At 71.0% G+C, this 16,503-nt stretch carries 20 protein-coding genes; 6 read left to right on the top strand and 14 right to left on the bottom strand.

Going from position 1 to position 16,503, the window contains the following annotated elements:
• Positions 1–157: 157 nt before the first annotated feature.
• On the bottom strand, positions 158–1,522 hold the full coding sequence (locus IE316_RS20165) for an APC family permease (RefSeq protein WP_190205829.1): 1,365 nt from the start codon (positions 1,520–1,522) through the stop codon (positions 158–160).
• A 92-nt stretch (positions 1,523–1,614) separates the two neighbouring features.
• Between IE316_RS20165 and IE316_RS20160 the strand changes: the two genes are divergently transcribed.
• Both IE316_RS20160 and ppgK read left to right on the top strand, forming a co-directional pair.
• A complete protein-coding gene (locus IE316_RS20160) occupies positions 1,615–2,631 on the top strand; it encodes a 4-hydroxy-3-methylbut-2-enyl diphosphate reductase (RefSeq protein ID WP_190205828.1) in 1,017 nt (338 codons plus the stop codon).
• 29 nt (positions 2,632–2,660) lie between these two features.
• The gene (gene ppgK, locus IE316_RS20155; RefSeq protein WP_190205827.1) at positions 2,661–3,416 is read left to right on the top strand and encodes a polyphosphate--glucose phosphotransferase; all 756 of its coding nucleotides are present in this window, start codon (positions 2,661–2,663) and stop codon (positions 3,414–3,416) included.
• 91 nt (positions 3,417–3,507) lie between these two features.
• On the opposite strand, the gene IE316_RS20150 is transcribed toward ppgK, so the two are convergent.
• Positions 3,508–4,050, bottom strand: coding sequence for a DUF6542 domain-containing protein (locus tag IE316_RS20150; protein WP_190205826.1), 543 nt, complete (start codon positions 4,048–4,050; stop codon positions 3,508–3,510).
• A gap of 164 nt (positions 4,051–4,214) precedes the next feature.
• On the opposite strand from IE316_RS20150, the gene ychF reads away from it, so the two are divergent.
• Positions 4,215–5,303, top strand: coding sequence for a redox-regulated ATPase YchF (ychF, locus tag IE316_RS20145; protein WP_190205825.1), 1,089 nt, complete (start codon positions 4,215–4,217; stop codon positions 5,301–5,303).
• A 306-nt stretch (positions 5,304–5,609) separates the two neighbouring features.
• Here the strand turns inward: ychF and IE316_RS20140 are convergent, their stop codons facing one another.
• From IE316_RS20140 to IE316_RS20115, 6 genes are all read right to left on the bottom strand, one after another.
• Positions 5,610–6,122 (bottom strand): DUF6879 family protein, encoded by a 513-nt coding sequence (locus tag IE316_RS20140; RefSeq protein WP_190205824.1) that lies wholly within the window; start codon positions 6,120–6,122, stop codon positions 5,610–5,612.
• A gap of 154 nt (positions 6,123–6,276) precedes the next feature.
• Positions 6,277–6,909, bottom strand: a complete 633-nt coding sequence (locus tag IE316_RS20135; protein ID WP_190205823.1) for a DUF6000 family protein — start codon at positions 6,907–6,909, stop codon at positions 6,277–6,279.
• Positions 6,910–6,912: 3 nt separating this feature from the next.
• The gene (locus IE316_RS20130; RefSeq protein WP_190205822.1) at positions 6,913–7,635 is read right to left on the bottom strand and encodes a HEAT repeat domain-containing protein; all 723 of its coding nucleotides are present in this window, start codon (positions 7,633–7,635) and stop codon (positions 6,913–6,915) included.
• Positions 7,632–8,018, bottom strand: a complete 387-nt coding sequence (locus IE316_RS20125) for a CPCC family cysteine-rich protein (RefSeq protein ID WP_190205821.1) — start codon at positions 8,016–8,018, stop codon at positions 7,632–7,634. The genes IE316_RS20130 and IE316_RS20125 overlap by 4 nt, the downstream gene beginning before the upstream one ends.
• A 105-nt stretch (positions 8,019–8,123) precedes the next feature.
• Entirely contained in the window at positions 8,124–8,420 is a 297-nt protein-coding gene (locus tag IE316_RS20120; protein ID WP_190205820.1) for a hypothetical protein, read from the bottom strand.
• 87 nt (positions 8,421–8,507) lie between these two features.
• Entirely contained in the window at positions 8,508–8,939 is a 432-nt protein-coding gene (locus IE316_RS20115; RefSeq protein ID WP_190205819.1) for an ATP-binding protein, read from the bottom strand.
• Positions 8,940–9,232: 293 nt separating this feature from the next.
• On the opposite strand from IE316_RS20115, the gene IE316_RS20110 reads away from it, so the two are divergent.
• The gene (locus IE316_RS20110) at positions 9,233–10,624 is read left to right on the top strand and encodes an NsdA family TPR-like regulatory protein (RefSeq protein WP_190205818.1); all 1,392 of its coding nucleotides are present in this window, start codon (positions 9,233–9,235) and stop codon (positions 10,622–10,624) included.
• A 39-nt stretch (positions 10,625–10,663) separates the two neighbouring features.
• Entirely contained in the window at positions 10,664–11,140 is a 477-nt protein-coding gene (locus IE316_RS20105) for a TrmO family methyltransferase domain-containing protein (protein ID WP_190205817.1), read from the top strand.
• Positions 11,141–11,257: 117 nt separating this feature from the next.
• Here the strand turns inward: IE316_RS20105 and IE316_RS20100 are convergent, their stop codons facing one another.
• Genes IE316_RS20100 through IE316_RS20085 form a run of 4 tightly spaced genes read right to left on the bottom strand, consistent with a single transcriptional unit; the run spans position 11,258 to position 15,120 of the window.
• On the bottom strand, positions 11,258–11,716 hold the full coding sequence (locus IE316_RS20100; RefSeq protein ID WP_190205816.1) for a MaoC family dehydratase: 459 nt from the start codon (positions 11,714–11,716) through the stop codon (positions 11,258–11,260).
• Between the two features lie 20 nt (positions 11,717–11,736).
• Positions 11,737–13,248 (bottom strand): acyl-CoA synthetase, encoded by a 1,512-nt coding sequence (locus IE316_RS20095; RefSeq protein ID WP_190205815.1) that lies wholly within the window; start codon positions 13,246–13,248, stop codon positions 11,737–11,739.
• A gap of 17 nt (positions 13,249–13,265) precedes the next feature.
• Entirely contained in the window at positions 13,266–14,150 is an 885-nt protein-coding gene (locus IE316_RS20090; RefSeq protein WP_190205814.1) for an amidohydrolase family protein, read from the bottom strand.
• Position 14,151: 1 nt separating this feature from the next.
• Positions 14,152–15,120, bottom strand: coding sequence for an SDR family oxidoreductase (locus IE316_RS20085; protein WP_190205813.1), 969 nt, complete (start codon positions 15,118–15,120; stop codon positions 14,152–14,154).
• 184 nt (positions 15,121–15,304) lie between these two features.
• On the opposite strand from IE316_RS20085, the gene IE316_RS20080 reads away from it, so the two are divergent.
• Positions 15,305–15,730: a MarR family winged helix-turn-helix transcriptional regulator gene (locus IE316_RS20080; RefSeq protein WP_190205812.1), complete on the top strand. Its 426-nt coding sequence runs from the start codon at positions 15,305–15,307 to the stop codon at positions 15,728–15,730.
• 11 nt (positions 15,731–15,741) lie between these two features.
• Here the strand turns inward: IE316_RS20080 and IE316_RS20075 are convergent, their stop codons facing one another.
• Positions 15,742–16,203 carry a DUF3237 domain-containing protein gene (locus IE316_RS20075; RefSeq protein WP_190205811.1) on the bottom strand — a complete coding sequence of 154 codons (462 nt, stop codon included), beginning with the start codon at positions 16,201–16,203 and terminating at the stop codon, positions 15,742–15,744.
• Positions 16,204–16,305: 102 nt separating this feature from the next.
• Positions 16,306–16,503, bottom strand: a 198-nt coding sequence (locus tag IE316_RS35590; RefSeq protein ID WP_229910482.1) for a hypothetical protein, incomplete at its 5' end; no start/stop codon positions are given.

Below are 16,503 nucleotides of genomic sequence, written 5' to 3'. Positions count from 1 at the left end.
CGGGCGACGCGCCGACATTCGGGGGGCGCCCCAGACCGTCCGGCCCGCCCCGGCCGTCCGGCCCGGAGTCGGCCCGGCACGCGCGCGTGCCGGGCCGGCCGGGCACGCGCGCGTGGGTGGTGCCGCAGCACCGCGCGTGCCCTTGCCGGGCGAGGCGCTAGCCCTCGACCCGGTTCCGCTGGGCCACCAGCACGATCAGCCCCACCGCCAGCCAGATCAGGCCCACCACCTGGGCCGTGGCCGACGCCTCCACGATCACGGCGACCGTGATCGCCGCGCCGATCGCCGGGACCAGCAGATGGCGCCACCAGCTCACCGCGCCCTCCCGGCGGCGTACCGCGAACCAGCCCACCACGCTCGCGTGCAGCAGCGTGAACGCCGTCAGGGCGCCGATGTCGACCACCGACACCAGGTGGTCCATGCCGTCGTCCCGCCGGGCCGCCCACACCGCCGCGACCAGCGTGATCACCGCCGCCACCAGCAGCGCCACCCGGGGCACGCCCGCGTACGTACGGGACAGGACCCGCGGCAGCCGCCGGTCCCGGGCCATCGCGAACAGCAGCCGCCCGGCCGCCGCCTGCCCGGCCAGCGCCGCGAACGCCGCCCCGATCGCCTTGCTCACCGCCACCAGATCGTGCAGCCACGTCCCCACCGACGCGTCCACCGCGTCGTAGAACGCCGACCCCTGGCCCTCCGGCGCCGCCGCCAGCTCCGCCGACGACATGGGCGCCAGCAGGGCCGCCAGGTACGTCTGGGCGACGAACAGCACGCCCGCCAGCGCCAGGCAGAACAGCAGCGCGCGGGCCACCTTCGCCGACCCCCCGGTGACCTCCTCCGCGAACGCCGCGATCGCGTCGAAGCCCAGGTACGACAGGACCGCCACCGACACCGCCCCCACCACCGCGGACAGCGCGAACGCGCCCTGCGAGCCGTCCCCGGACAGCGGCGACAGCCAGCCCCGCTCGGCCCCGTCCCGCGCCAGCACCACGACCGCCGAGACCACGAACACCAGCAGCACCACGATCTCCATGGCCAGCACCGCGAAGCCCACCCGGGCCGCCGCCCGTACCCCCCACAGGTTCAGCAGGGTCGTCACCAGCACCGCCAGCGCCGTCCACACCCACCGCGACACCCCGGGGACCAGCTCGTTCATCGCGATGCCGGAGAACAGGTAGGCCACCGCCGGGATGAGGACGTAGTCCAGCATCGCCATCCACCCCGCGACGAACCCGGCGCCCTTGCCGAGCCCCGCCCGCGCGTACGCGAACACCGACCCCGCCTGCGGCACCACCCGCACCATCTGCGCGTAGCTGAACGCCGTGAACGCCATCGCCACCGTCGCCACCAGGTACACCAGCGCCACCGCGCCGTGCGACTTCGCGTCCAGCGTGCCGAACACGCCGACCGGCGCCATCGGCGCGATGAACAGCAGCCCGTAGACCACCAGGTCACGGAAGCCGAGCGTGCGCCGCAGCGCGTGCCGTCCGGCGTCCTCGCGGGCCGCCGTACCGGTCTCCGACATCCTGCCTCCCAGCCGTACGCGTGCCGATCACATCAGTCTCCCCGGCATCGCGCGGAGCACGCGATCTCTGACCCGCCGAACGCGGCCTTACGATGGGTGCCATGACTGCTTCGTCTGGCCGCCGTGTCCTGCTCGCCGCCCCCCGGGGCTACTGCGCGGGTGTGGACCGCGCCGTGATCGCCGTCGAGAAAGCCCTGGAGCAGTACGGCGCCCCGGTCTACGTCCGGCACGAGATCGTGCACAACAAGTACGTCGTGCAGACGCTGGAGAAGAAGGGCGCGATCTTCGTCGAGCGCACCGAGGAGGTCCCGCCGGGGAACATCGTGATGTTCTCCGCGCACGGCGTGGCCCCCGTCGTCCACGAGGAGGCCCAGCGCGGCCGGCTCGCCACCATCGACGCGACCTGCCCCCTGGTCACCAAAGTCCACAAGGAAGCGGTCCGCTTCGCCCAGGAGGACTACGACATCCTCCTGATCGGCCACGAGGGCCACGAGGAGGTCATCGGCACCTCCGGCGAGGCCCCCGACCACATCCAGCTCGTCGACGGCCCCGGCGACGTCGCCAAGGTCGAGGTCCGCGACCCGTCCAAGGTCGTCTGGCTCTCCCAGACCACGCTCTCGGTGGACGAGACCATGGAGACCGTCGACGCGCTGAAGGAGAAGTTCCCGGGGCTCGTCTCCCCGCCCAGCGACGACATCTGCTACGCCACGCAGAACCGGCAGCTCGCCGTGAAGCAGATGGGCGCCGAGGCCGACCTGGTGATCGTCGTCGGCTCCCGCAACTCCTCCAACTCCAAGCGCCTGGTCGAGGTCGCCAAGCAGGCCGGCGCCCGCGACGCCCACCTGGTGGACTTCGCCGACGAGATCGACGAGACCTGGCTGGACGGCGTGACCACGGTCGGCGTCACCTCCGGCGCCTCCGTCCCCGAGGTCCTGGTCGAGCAGGTCCTGGAGTGGCTCGCCCGGCGCGGCTACGCGGACGTGGAGATCGTCAAGGCCGCCGAGGAGTCCATCACCTTCTCGCTCCCCAAGGAGCTGCGCCGGGACCTGCGCGAGGAGGCCGCCTCCCTGGCGGCGGGCCGGGGCGGTTCGGGCACCTCCGAGGCGTGAGGCCCGGTCCGGGGCCGTAACGTGGTGCCATGCAGATCTTCGGCGTGGACATCGGCGGCTCCGGGATCAAGGGCGCCCCTGTCGATCTGGACAGGGGCGACTTGGCGGAGGAGCGCTGCAAGGTACTCACCCCGCACCCGGCGACCCCGGAGAGTGTCGCCGACGGGGTGCGGCAGGTGGTCGAGCACTTCGGCTGGACCGGCCCGGTCGGACTCACCTTCCCGGGCGTGGTCACCGGCGGCGCGATGATCCGTACGGCGGCCAACGTCGACAAGAGCTGGATCGACACCGACGCCCGGGCCCTGTTCAGCGAGCGCCTGGGCGGCCTGCCGGTGACCGTCGTCAACGACGCGGACGCGGCCGGCGTCGCCGAGGCCCACTTCGGCGCCGGACGCGGCCGCAAGGGCACGGTCGTCCTGCTCACCTTCGGCACCGGCATCGGCAGCGCCGTCTTCACCGACGGCGTCCTGGTGCCCAACACCGAGCTGGGCCACCTGGAGCTGGACGGGCACGACGCGGAGAAGCGGGCCTCCAGCAAGGTCAAGGAGGACCACGACCTGTCCTGGGAGCACTGGGGGCACCGGGTGCGCAAGTACCTCGCCCATGTCGAGATGCTGTTCTCGCCCGAGCTGTTCATCATCGGCGGCGGCGTCAGCCGCAAGGCGCACAAGTTCCTGCCCTACCTGGAGGACATCCGCGCGGAGATCGTCCCGGCCCAGTTGCAGAACAACGCGGGCATCGTCGGCGCGGCGATGCGGGCGGCGGAGACGGACCGGGGCGAGTGAGGCGTACGACGGACCGGGGCGAGTAGGGCGTACGGACCCGGAAACCTCGGGGGACCCTGACGCAGGGTCCCCCGGCCCCGGTACAACCCCTTTATGCCGCCGTACGACCCCGCGCCGCGACCCGGCGGCGCACCACCCGCACCCGGCGAACCAGCACGATCACCCCGGCGATCAGGGTCCCCCCGTACAGCCAGCCGACCTCCGTGGCCAGGGTGGTGACATAGCCGCCCACCTGGCCGGAGAGCCCGTCGCCGCCGTCGCTGATCCGGGTCAGCCCCAGGGCGAAGGCGAGCGGCACCACGATCGGGGCGATGAGCAGGTCGCCCGGCCGCACCCACACCGAGGTCAGCACGCACACCGGCAGGAACAGCACGCCGTACACCGTCCGGGACGACCCGAACAGCGCCTGGTCGAGGAAGCCCAGCACGAGCATCAGCGCCGCGCAGAACAGCCCGCCGCCCAGCCCGGTCAGCCGGGGGCCGGGCAGCGTCCGCCCGGTGCCCGGCGCCGGGGGCGCGGACGGGCGCCGCACTCCCGGCCGGCGGACCGGTGCCGCGCCCCGGGCCTGCGGGGGCAGCGGGGGCCGGCCGCGTCGCGTTCCGTCCTCGGCAGGTCGCGTCCTGGGTTGCTCCACTGGTCCAACTTAGGTCGTTTAATGTGCAGAATCGCCCCTCGGACACGCCGAGGGCCGGAGCCTGGCCAACCGTTCGACTGCCCGCGTGATCCCTGCCGCACACCCCGTAGACTGGTGGATCGGCCCACTCGCCAGTCCTCATCTCACGTACGGGAAGTCGCAACGTGTCGCTCACGATCGGAATCGTCGGCCTGCCGAATGTCGGCAAGTCGACCCTGTTCAACGCCCTGACCAAGAACGACGTGCTGGCGGCCAACTACCCGTTCGCCACCATCGAGCCCAACGTCGGCGTGGTCGGCGTCCCCGACCCGCGGCTGGCGAAGCTGGCGGAGATCTTCAAGTCGGAGCGCGTCCTCCCGGCCACGGTCGACTTCGTCGACATCGCGGGCATCGTGCGCGGCGCCTCCGAGGGCGAGGGCCTGGGCAACAAGTTCCTGGCCAACATCCGCGAGTCCGACGCGATCTGCCAGGTCATCCGCGCCTTCAAGGACGAGAACGTCGTCCATGTCGACGGCAAGGTCTCGCCCAAGGACGACATCGAGACGATCAACACCGAGCTGATCCTGGCCGACCTCCAGACCATCGAGAAGGTCCTGCCGCGCCTCCAGAAGGAGTCCCGGATCAAGAAGGACGTCGCCCCGAAGGTCAAGGCCGTCGAGGAGGCCAAGGAGATCCTGGAGAAGGGCGACACCCTCTTCGCCCACGGCATCGTCCAGGGCAGCGAGCGCGCCGAGCTCCTTCACGACCTGCACCTGCTCACCACCAAGCCCTTCCTCTACGTCTTCAACGTCGACGAGGACGAGCTGGTCGACGAGGACTTCAAGAACGAGCAGCGCGCCCTGGTCGCCCCCGCCGAGGCGATCTTCCTCAACGCCAAGCTGGAGGCGGACCTCGCCGAGCTGGACGAGGAGGACGCCATGGAGCTGCTGGAGTCGGTCGGCGCCGAGGAGCCCGGCCTCGCCACCCTCGCCCGCGTCGGCTTCGACACCCTCGGCCTCCAGACGTACCTCACGGCCGGCCCCAAGGAGTCCCGCGCCTGGACCATCAAGAAGGGCGCCACCGCCCCCGAGGCCGCCGGAGTCATCCACACCGACTTCCAGAAGGGCTTCATCAAGGCGGAGGTCATCTCCTTCGACGACCTGATCGAAACGGGTTCGGTAGCGGAGGCCCGCGCCAAGGGCAAGGCGCGGATGGAGGGCAAGGATTACGTGATGCAGGACGGGGACGTGGTGGAGTTCAGGTTCAACGTGTAGCGGGGGCACACCACCACAGCGCCGGCCTGGCAACACGCAGGTTGGAAGGGGTCCGACTCGCCGGGGTCGGACCCTTGGTCTTTCCGTGCGGGGATGTGGTTCGTGTCCATATCGCGCTACTAGAGGTACATGCTCGATGCCTCGGGCGGTCGAGATGGGCTTTTTCGCCTCGCCTTCCGCGCCACAGGCGCTACACCGATCACGAAGGTCGCGCTCCCGGCCAGGCGTTTCCCGAGCGTTTTTTTGCGGGCTCCTTGGACGCTCGAAGACGGCGATGTCATGTGCGGTGGGGGGCGGATCAGGCCGTCAGGCCAACTCGAACTCGGCGTGCGGCGTCGCCCGTTTCCACACGGCCTCGAAGGCCGACTCGCAGAGCTTCGCCACCTCCGGATCTTCCGCCAGCTCCAGTTCCAGCGTCTCGCCCTCGCCGTCGAAGTGGTTGACGAGGACGAGCGAGGAGTCGAACAGCCAGAAGTCATTGCCCGGAAGGGCGAGGTCGGTGGCGGCCCGCCGCGACAGCCAGCGCACGGATTCGCCGGCGGCGATGTTCAGCCTGTCCGTCACGTCGTACTCGAAGCGGATGTACTCGCTGACGGGCGTCGAAACGATACGGGCACGTCGGACCTCCACGCCTCGCCCGGTCGCCTCGGTGACGATCGCGTGCCAGTCGGCCCAGCGCTCGGCAGGGTCGAAGGTCTGACCGGCCTTCCAATCGATGAAGGCCGGGTCCGACTTCATGTAGGCGTCGCGCATCTCCAGATGGACGGCAGTCCTCTGGCAGTCACGAAACAGCTCCTCAAACGTCGGGGTCCTCGCCACCTTGCTTCACCTCCTGGAAGAACTGCACCGTGCGCCGGGGGCCTCCGGCACCGTCTCGTGGCTGGGGATGTCCATCTGCCTCAGCCGCTCGATGTCCTCCACCTTCCACCCCTGCATGAGAAAGATGTCCTTCTCGTCGTCGAGATAGTGCCGGCTATGCGTGGGCCCAACTGTCGGCGAACTCGCGCTGCAGGTCCGTAAAGCGGCGCCGCTCGGCGGGGGTGTAATCGGGGTGGTCGCGGAGGTGGTCCAGGGCATTGACCCACCGGTCCCAGAGACCATGGGGCTGGGTGAAACGTTCCGCATGGTGGGTGCCGAGGTGGGCGTCGAGGCGGAGGAGGGCACCGAGGGCTGCGGGCTGGTCGTAGCGGAGGTCGGTGCGGGGGAGGTAGCGGTTCAGGTAGGTGGCGAGGATCTCGGCGTCCGCGTGGGTGCAGAAGCGGGCCAGGGCGAAGCAGTAGGCGCTGCCGGAGAAGCAGACCTCGCTGGTCAGGAGCAGGTCGCCGATGCGTTCGCGGAACCGATCGCGGCGACCGGCGCCGATCAGCCATGCGGCGGTGAGACGTGAGCGCCACTCGTAGCCGAGGAGGGCCTCCAACTCAGCATCGGTAATCGTGGCCGCGTCGGCGACGAGGTGTTGGGCGAAGCGTTCGGCGTGCGGCCACCCGGGGCGCAGGAGACGGCCGCTCTTCAGATCGCGGTATCGCGGGTGGTCCGAGTCCTTCCGCGTCACGTAGCGCTCGATCACGTAGCCGTAGCCGATCTCCTCGGGGTGCTGGAACGACATAGGTCACGTCTCCGGGCACAGGTCGGTACGGTCGATCCAGGTGGGGGCGACGAAGATGCTGGGACCGGTGGGGGCTTGGGCAGCTTCCAGCAAGGACCAGGTGCGGGACTCTTCGACCAGGTGCTCCCAGGGCGCGGTCCAGTCGAGTTCCCAGGCCAGGTCGGGGCCGGGGACGCCGTACATGCCGCTGGCATCCACCCGCCAGAACTGGGAGTAGAGGATCACCTGGGCGTGGTCGGCCAGGTCGTTGATGATCTCGGTGAAATCGGCCGAGGGCCAGCCAAGAGCGTCGGTGGGGCGGAGGCGTGCGGTGAGCGGTGGGACGACGGGGGTGCGTGCGCCGAGTTCGGTCAGGGCCCAGCGGATGCCGACGGGCTCGCTCCAGTCCGGCGGGATCGCCTGTTGCCAGCAGGCGAGGTATGCGCGGCGCAGGGGCTCGACGGCGCCGTCGATCTTCAGGCTCGCCAGGGCCATGGCCGCCCATTCACGGACGGTCGGGTTGTCGCTGTCCAGCAGGCCGATGAGCGCGGGGCCGCAACGGGGATCACCCACCTCTTCGAAGACCTCGATGGCGGTCAGCCGACCGAAGCCACTGAGGGAAGGCAGGCCGTCGACGATGGCGGGTACGGCGTCGGCGCCGAGCCGGATCAGCTCCGCACGGGCGTCGTAGGATTCGTCGGCCTTGGCGTCGAGTTGCTGGACGAGTGTTTCGATGTGGGAGGTCACGACGGGCAGTGGTCCCGGCGCCAGAAAGTCGGGAGCCACCAGCAGAGCACCGAGCTGTCGTCGGGCCAGGGGGCGCGGTGCTCGGCCGACCAGTCCTCGAAGGAGTCCTGTGCCGGAGCGATGGGGGGCCAAGCGGGGTCGAGCGGCTCGTCCTCGGCCGGAGGGCGGACGTACCGCTGGCCTTGCTCGTCGCAGGCGCCGAAGTTCTGGTAGTTGCGCTGGGCCTCGATCAGGGAGACCTCGTTGGTCCCGCCGGCCATGCTCGGCCAGCGGAACCGGACCCCGTCGTCCTCCCAGAAGCAGACGGGGCAGATATCGTACGAGCCGGGCACCGCGCTCAGCACGGGGTGTCCGCAGCACGGGCAGGGGCAGGAGTTGCTCACCCGCGCAGTTTCGTTGCAGGTTCCGCCCATGTGCCATGGATTTCTCAACCTTGGGACTCCCGGGCCAGTCCGCAATCAGAGCCTCGCGAGACCGATGCCGCGACGTCACGTGATCCGCCTTCGCGTCCGCAGTCGATGTGGTTGGTCGGCCTCGCCGCGCACCGTTACTCTCCCTTGCGCCGGTGTGGCGGCGCGACGAGGGGTGTACACACGTGTGACCTCGATGGTCATGGCGCGTGGCAGAACGTAGGCGTTTCCGTCCTGGAATCGAAGCAGCTTGCGCCGACCGTGGACCTCGCGTACGTCGGCGACGACGTGAGGGATTCCTCCCACGCTGATCACGTCACCACGGCGGACACTGTCGCCGGTGGTGGTGACGGTCTGCACGATCTCCTGTGACATGTCGAACTCCCGTTCCGAGCGCGGTGGTTGGGGTGTGGAAGCCGCGAGCTGCCGAGCAGCGGCTGGTTCCGAAGGACACACCGTGCGTCATCGGCTCACCGCGAGGCTCAACTCGCACCAGGTGGTGGTGCCGTCGCGACTGACTCCCCAGGCCCCCTCCCGACTGTCCGCGATCGCCTTGACGAGCAGCAGGCCGCGGCCGTGCTCGTCGTCATTCCGGGGTCTGCGGAGAACGGGTCGGTGCCTGGTCACGTGGTGACGTACGCCGATCCGCAGGACGCCGTTCTGGATCCCCACGGACACGGTGATCAGGTCGGTGCCGCTGTGCAGGAAGGCGTTGGTGACCAACTCGGACACGACGAGCAGGACATCGCCGACCAAGAGCGGAGAGACGGCCCACTCCCGCATCAGCGTGTCCGCGATACGTCTCGCCTGGCCGGCGCATGCCGGAGATGAGGGCAGGGCGACCTGGAACTCGGCTGGGGACCGGGCGCCGTATTGCCCGGTGGAGAGGTGCATGCGAGTGCTCCGCTCGTTCGAGTAGCTGGCTTTACAAGAGCGAACCGCTCGATCCGGGAACCCGGCATGGGGACAAGAGGTCGGGGATGGTCAACGTGGTCAAAGATCGTGCCGGTGCCGTTCCGGGCGGTGCTACGCATCCCAAGCCACTACTGAGTGACGTTCCGAGCACTTACGGGTACCGAACGGCAGGCCAGCGTCTACGGTGGACGCGTATCCGGTTCCGCATTGCCGTTGCTGGTGCGGGCCGGAGAACCTGGTCGGATATCGCTTTCGATGCTGGGGGCGGAGGGGTGGCGCGCGAGCGGAACGAGCGGTTGGCCGCGCTGTTGCTGGAAGCCGGCTGGACACGGGCGCAGACGGCCACCGCGTACAACCGGGTCACCGCCGAGACACTGAATGGCGAGGTCCGGGAGAACTCCAGGATCGGACGCTCCCACGTGAGCATGTGGGTGGCAGGAACGCGCCCGTCGGGCATTGCGCCCGCTATCTTGTGCGAGGCGCTGTCCCGTCGTCTGAAGCGTGCGATCACGCCCCAGGAGGCCGGGTTGGCGGCTTCCACCTCACCGGCGCACGGAGCGCTGGACTGGCACGGCGACCCTTTGATCGCGCTGAAGAATGTGGGGAGCGGATTGGACACGGACCGGCGTCGGCTGCTCAGGGACGGGGTCTACTCCGCGGCGGCATTGGTCCTCCCGGACGAGACGTGGTGGGAGGAGATGTCCCGGCCGCCGGCGGACGCGGGAGCCGGGGGGAGACGTGCCGGTCAGGGAGACGTCCAGACCGTTCAGGAACTGACTCTCGCGTTTTCGCGCATGGACCAGCGGCGCGGTGGTGGCCATGGACGTCGGGCGGTCGACGAGTACCTGCGTCACGAGGCCCTGGACTTCCTTCGCGGGCGGTTCACCGACGAGCAGAGCCGACGTGCCATGTTCTCCGCCACCGCGGAACTGGCCTACGTATCGGGCTGGATGGCCTTCGACAACAGCGAACACGCCGTGGCTCTCCAGCGCTTCAACACTGCGGTGAAACTCGCGGCGCGGGCCGGTGACGCTCCTTTGAGCGGACACATTCTGCGAGCGATGGCACACCAAGCCCTCGATCTCGGATTCCGGCGCGAAGCCCTGCGGATCGCCCAGGCGTCGGTGCACGGTCAGCGGTACGCGGCCGCCACCCCGCGCGAGCGGGCTCTGCTCGGTGTGGTGCACGCCCGCACGCTGGCCGCGAACGACCGCCGTCACGAAGCCGCCCGAGCGCTGTTGCGGGCCGAGGACGATCTCTCGAACGCGCACGACGGTATCCGGGAGCCGGACAGGACGTTCTTTTTCGGGGAGGCTTCCCTGGCCCATGAAACTGCGTGCACCCTCCGCGACCTCGGCGACCACCAGCGTGCGGTCAAGGAGTTCCGGCGGTCCGTGCGAACCCGCGGAGCGGCGTTCCGGCGGACCCATGCCGTCACCCTCGGGTACCTGGGAGCGACCCAGATCGCCCAAGGCGCAGTCGAGGAAGCGTGTGCGACCTGGACCAGTGTTCTGGACGCCATGGAAGACGGCATCCACTCCGGCCGGGCCCGGCGGACGGTGGTCGACATGCGGCATCTGCTGTCGCCTTACCGCAAGCGCGGGATCCGCGCGGTCACTGCTCTGGACGCCCGCGCTGCCACGTGTCTCGCGCAAGTAGATTGATCAGGCGCGTCGTTGGGGACGAGTGTGAGAGGTGGCGCCGTGGTGCTGGAGATCAGGCCGATCGGAACGGTGGTCGAAGGACGCACCGAGGTGGCGGACGACTACTGGGGTGGCGTCGAGTCCGTGATCCAGCTCGATGAGTCGGAGTTCCCTCTCGACTCCGTGCAGGGGCTGGACGAGTTCTCGCACCTGGTGGTCGTGTGGCACTTCGACAAGGCTTCGCCCAGTGACGTCGAGTACCACGCGCGCAGTCCGAGGGGGAACCCGGACTGGCCGGCCACGGGAACGTTCGCGCACCGCAATCACCGCCGCCCCAACCAACTCGCGCAAAGCTTCCCCAGGCTCCTCCGGGTCGACGGCCTCAGGCTGCATGTGACCGATCTGGACGCCGTCGTCGGCACGAAGATCTACGACCTCTCGCCGTACTTCGAGCGGATGGGACCGCGAGGACCCGTACGCGAGCCCTCCTGGCCTGGGGAGATGCTGAAGGACTACTGGGCCGACAAGACCTCTTGAGCGCCCAGGGCAAGGTTTCGGGCACCGGGACCGTCTGGAGCGTGCCGCCGACAGCGCCGCCCGTGCCGCTGCCGAGCACACCAGGGCGGTCGCCGTGTTGTCGATGACGCCCGCCCCTCACGCGTAATGCCGGTACACCACCTCCGCCACGCACCCCGGCTTCGGCTCGCCCTCGATCTCGATCGTGAAGGTCAGGGGCATCTGGACGCCGTTGCCCTTGACGTCCTCCACCGTGCCGACGGTGGCGTGCAGGCGGATCTTGGCGCCGACGCGGACCGGGGCCGGGAAGCGGACGCGGTCGAGGCCGTAGTTGACGCTCATGGTGACGCCGGTGATGTCGAGGAGTTCGCCGAAGAGGGGGATGACCAGGGAGAGGGTCAGGTAGCCGTGGGCGATGGGGGCGCCGAAGGGGCCCCGGGCGGCGCGGGCGGGGTCGACGTGGATCCACTGGTGGTCGTCGGTGGCGTCGGCGAAGGTGTCGACGCGGGACTGGGTGATCTCGCGCCAGTCGGTGCGGCCGAGGTCGGTGCCGGTGAGGGACTTCAGGCCGTCGAGGCCGTGGACGGTGGTGGGCATGGGGAGCCTTCCTGATCTGACTAGGGGGTCGGGTCGCCGTAGGTCCGGCGGAGCGCGGGCTTGACGAGCTTTCCGGAGGCCGTGCGGGGGAGGGTGTCCGCGCGGACGACGGATTTGGGGATCTTGTACTTGGCGAGGCGGGCGCGGAGGTGGTCCAGGAGGTCGGTCTCCGTCGCGTCGGTGCCGGGGCGCAGGACGACGATCGCCCGGCCGGACTCGCCCCAGACCGGGTCGGCGACGCCGATGACCGCGCACTCGGCGACGGCCGGGTGGGTGAGGAGGGCGTCCTCGACCTCGGCCGGGTAGACGTTCTCGCCGCCGGAGACGTACATGTCCTTCACGCGGTCGACGATGTACGCGTAGCCGTCGGCGTCGGTGCGGGCCACGTCGCCGGTGCGCAGCCAGCGGCCGTCCGCGAAGGCGGCCTCGGTGTCGGCGGGGCGGTTCCAGTAGCCGGTCATGACGTGCGGGCCCTGGACGAGGATCTCGCCGCGTTCGCCGGGGGCGGCGTCGGTGCCGTCGGGGGCCACCAGCCGGGTGTCGGTGAAGAAGTGCGGGACGCCGGCGGAGCCCGCCTTCGCCGAGGTCTGGGACGCGTCCAGGTAGAGGACGCCGGGGGACGCCTCGGTCAGGCCGTACCCCTGGCTGAAGGCGAGGCCGCGGGCGAGGTAGGCGGCGATGGTCCGGGCGGGGACCGGGGCGCCGCCGCAGTTGAGGGTGCGCAGGCTGGTCAGGTCGGTGGTGGCCCAGCGGGGCCGGGCGGCCATCGCGTCGTACATCGTGGGGACGCCGAACATGCAGGTCACGCGGTGGGTCTCGATGGTGTGCAGGACCTGGTCGGGGTCGAAGGCGCTGTGCAGGATCGCCCGGCCGCCCTTGAGGAGGGTGGGCAGGCAGGTCATGTTGAGGCCGGCGGTGTGGAACAGGGGGGCCACGACCAGGGTGACCTCGTCGCCGGCCAGGTCGGTGTCGACGAGGACGTTGACGCTGTTCCAGGTGATGTTGGCGTGGGTGAGGACGGCGCCCTTGGGGCGGCCCGTCGTCCCCGAGGTGTACATGATCATGCAGGGGTCGTCGGGGGTGACCGGCTCGTCCAGGGGGGTGGGGGTGGCAGTGGTCAGGAGGTCCTCGTAGGCGGGGCCCAGGGGGATCAGGCGCGGCGCGTCCGCTTGCCGGGCCGCCTCGCGGGCCGTCCCGCCCTGCGGCTCCGCGTGGATCAGGATCCTGGTGCCGGAGTCGGTGAGGTTGTACGCCAGTTCCGGGGCGGTCAGCCGGGTGTTGAGGGGGACGAAGACCGCGCCGAGGGCGCCGGTGGCGAACAGGGTCTCCAGGAACGTCGGGTGGTTGGGGCCGAGGTAGGCGACCCGGTCGCCCCGGCCGACCCCCTGGGCGCGCAGCGCGTGGGCCAGGCGCAGGACGCGTTCGTGCAGGTCGCGGTAGGTCCAGGTGCGGTCCTCGTGGACGAGGGCGATCCGGTCGGGGGTCTTGCGGGCCCGGCGTGCCGACCATGATCCGATGCCTTGGTTCAACACGGCGACGACTCCTTCCCTCACCTGAGCAGGCCGAGCAGACGGGCGGCGTTCTCCTTCAGCACCTTCGGCCGGACCTCGGGCTTGATGTCGAGCTTCGCGAAGTCCGCGAGCCACCGGTCGGGGGTGATGACGGGGTAGTCGGAGCCGAAGAGGACCTTGTCCTTGAGCAGGGTGTTGGCGTAGCGCACGAGCTGCGGCGGGAAGTACTTCGGCGACCAGCCGGACAGGTCGATGTAGACGTACGGCTTGTGGGTGGCCACCGCCAGGGCCTCGTCCTGCCAGGGGAAGGACGGGTGGGCCAGGATGATCCGCAGCTCCGGGAAGTCGACGGCGACATCGTCGACCAGCATGGGGTCGGAGTACTTCAGCCGGATGCCGCCGCCGCCCGGCAGGCCGGCGCCGATGCCGGTCTGGCCGGTGTGGAACAGGGCGGGCACGCCGAGTTCCTCGATGGCCTCGTACAGCGGGTAGGCCAGCCGGTCGTCGGGGGAGAACGCCTGGATGCTGGGGTGGAACTTGAAGCCGCGGACGCCGTACTCCGTCACCAGCCTCCGCGCCTCCCGCACCCCCGCGCGCCCCTTGTGCGGGTCGACGGAGGCGAACGGGATCAGGACGTCCGGGTGGGCGGCGCAGCTCTCCGCGACCTCCTCGTTGGCGATCCGCGGGTGCCCGGTGGCGTGCTCCGCGTCGACGGTGAACACCACGGCCGCCATGCGGCGTTCGCGGTAGTGGGCGGCCATCTCCTCGATCGTCGGCTGCCGGTGGCCGTGCGCCTTGAAGTACGACTCGGAGGCGCCGAGCAGTTCGGGGCTGAGCGCGCCGTGGCCGTCCTTGGAGATCTCGGCGTGGGTGTGCACGTCGATGGCGGTGAGCCGGTCGAGGTCGAGCGCGAGGCCGGTCATGTCACGCCTCCGGGGCCTGCGGCGCGGGGACGCCGTCCTCCGGGGCCTGCGGCGCGGGGCCGTCCTCCGGGACCCGCGGCGCGGGGATGCCGTAGGTCTCCGGCTCGGCGCCGACGCCGGCCGGCCAGTGCGCGGCGATGGCCTCGGCGCTCCAGCCGCCGTCGGCGAAGGCGACCGCCTTCTCCTTCGGGTGCGCCCACAGGGCGAGCCGGTCGCCGCCGACGCCGATCGCCTGGCCGGTGATGTCCTTGGCGTCGTCCGAGGCCAGGAAGGTGATCAGGCCGGTGACGTCCTCGACGGTGCCCAGGCCCTCGTCCCTGCGCAGCCACCCGGGCAGCGGGCGGCCGGTGCGTTCGGCCTCCTCGATGAGCGGGGCGAACGCGGGGATGGTCCGGGTCATCTCGGTGGCGGCGACCGGCACGACCGCGTTGACGGTGATGTGCGCGCGGGCCAGTTCCATCGCCCAGGTACGGGCCATGGCGACGATGCCGGCCTTGGCGGCGGCGTAGTTGGTCTGGCCGAAGTTGCCGCGCTGCCCGGCCGGCGAGGAGATCAGGATCAGCCGTCCGCCGGTGCCCTGCTCCCGCATCCGTACGGCGGCGGCGCGGGCGCAGGTGAAGGTGCCGCGCAGATGGACCCGGACGACCGCGTCGAAGTCCTCGTCGGTCATCTTCCACAGCACCCGGTCGCGCAGGATGCCGGCGTTGGTGACCAGCACGTCCAGGCGCCCGAACTCGGCCACCGCCGTGTCCACCAGGGCCTGCGCGGCGGCGCTGTCACCGACCGCCGCGGCCACTCCGGCGGCCCGGCCCCCGGCGGACCGGATGGCGGTGACGGCGGCGTCCACCGCCGCCCGGTCGAGGTCGTTGACGACGACGGCCGCGCCGGACGCGGCCAGGGCGCGGGCGTAGGCCAGGCCGAGGCCGCGCCCGCTCCCGGTGACGACGGCGACCTTCCCGTGCAGATCCATGGCGGATGCCTCTCGTGCGCAGGGTGACCACTGCCGGGGGCACCGGCGCGCGAGGACGCGCCGGAGACCGACAGGAATCCTGATGAATGCAGTCTTCTCAACCAACAGGATTCCTGTCAATGGCTTAGGCTGGACCCGCCGCCGCCCCGCGGGCGCCGGGCGGCCACCCGGGAGGAAGAACGCCATGGAACGACCCGCGCAGACCTCGCTGCTCTACCTGATCAAGAGGGCCGAGCTGGTGGTGCGCGCCCGCCTGGAGGAGCTGCTCAAGCCCGCCGGCATCACCGCGCTCCAGTACACCGCCCTCACGGTGCTGGAGCGGCACGACGGCATCTCCGCCGCCCAGTTGGCCCGCGACTCCTTCGTCACCGCGCAGACCATGGCCGACATGGTCCGCGGGCTGGAGCGGCGCGGGCTGATCCGCCGCGAGCCCAACCCCGGCAACCGCCGCGAGCGGCTGATCCTGCTCGCCGAGCCGGGGCGGCGGCTGCTGGCCGAGTACGCCGGGCCCGCCCGCGCGCTGGAGGAGCGGATGACCGCGGGGCTGGGCGACAAGGACGTGGAACGGTTCCGGGAGGCCCTCCAGCACGCCTGGCGGGTGCTGTCCTGAGCGGCAGGCGGCTACCGGAGGGCGTAGACCCGGATCGCTATGACCTGCTCGCCCTCGGTGCGGGCGAGGCCGACGAAGACCGTCCCGGCGAGCCAGCGGTGCGCGGGCGCGTCGGTGCGGAAGACCGGTGACGTCCGGAAGTAGTGGCCGGCCTCGGCGACCCGCAGCTCCCCGTCGAACCGGTCGGCGCTGCCGGGGTCGGGGCGGTAGTAGCCGCGGTTGACGATGTCGATCACCGCGCCGTCCTCGGCCCGGATCAGGTACCGCGCCTCCAGCTCGCTCACCTCCCCGCGGGTGGTGTTCCAGTCCCCGCCGCCCGGCAGGACCGTGCCGCGCAGCCGGGGGCCGTCCACGCTGCCGCCGGTGATGGGGATGAACACGGTCCGCTCGCCGTCTCCGTGGCCGATGTGGAGCGGGGCGGCCACCTCGGCGCGGATCTCGAAGACGAAGTCCAGGGCGGGGGCGAAGGGCATGTCGGTTCTCCGGTCTCGTCGTGGGAAGGGGCACCCGGGGGTGGAGCGGTGCGGTGTCCCCGCCGTGCCGTGGGGAACCGGCCCGCCGGGCGCCCGAGCGGGTCACCCGGGCGGCCGCCGCGCCGCCGCGCTGGTGCGCCGCCGCGCTGGTGCGCCGCCGCGCCGCCGCGCCGCCGCGCCGCCGCGCTGGTGCGCCGCCGCGCTGGTGACGCCGCGCCACTGCCGCGCCGTCACCACTGCGCCACCGGCCGCGTCGCCGCCGCGCCGCGGCCGCACTGCACCGGCCGCGTCACCGCCGCC

The sequence above is a fragment of the Streptomyces fumanus genome (genome assembly GCF_014655295.1).
GTDB lineage: Bacteria > Actinomycetota > Actinomycetes > Streptomycetales > Streptomycetaceae > Streptomyces > Streptomyces fumanus.
Note: the sequence above shows the minus strand (reverse complement) of the source record. Positions and strands in the feature narration are given on the sequence as shown.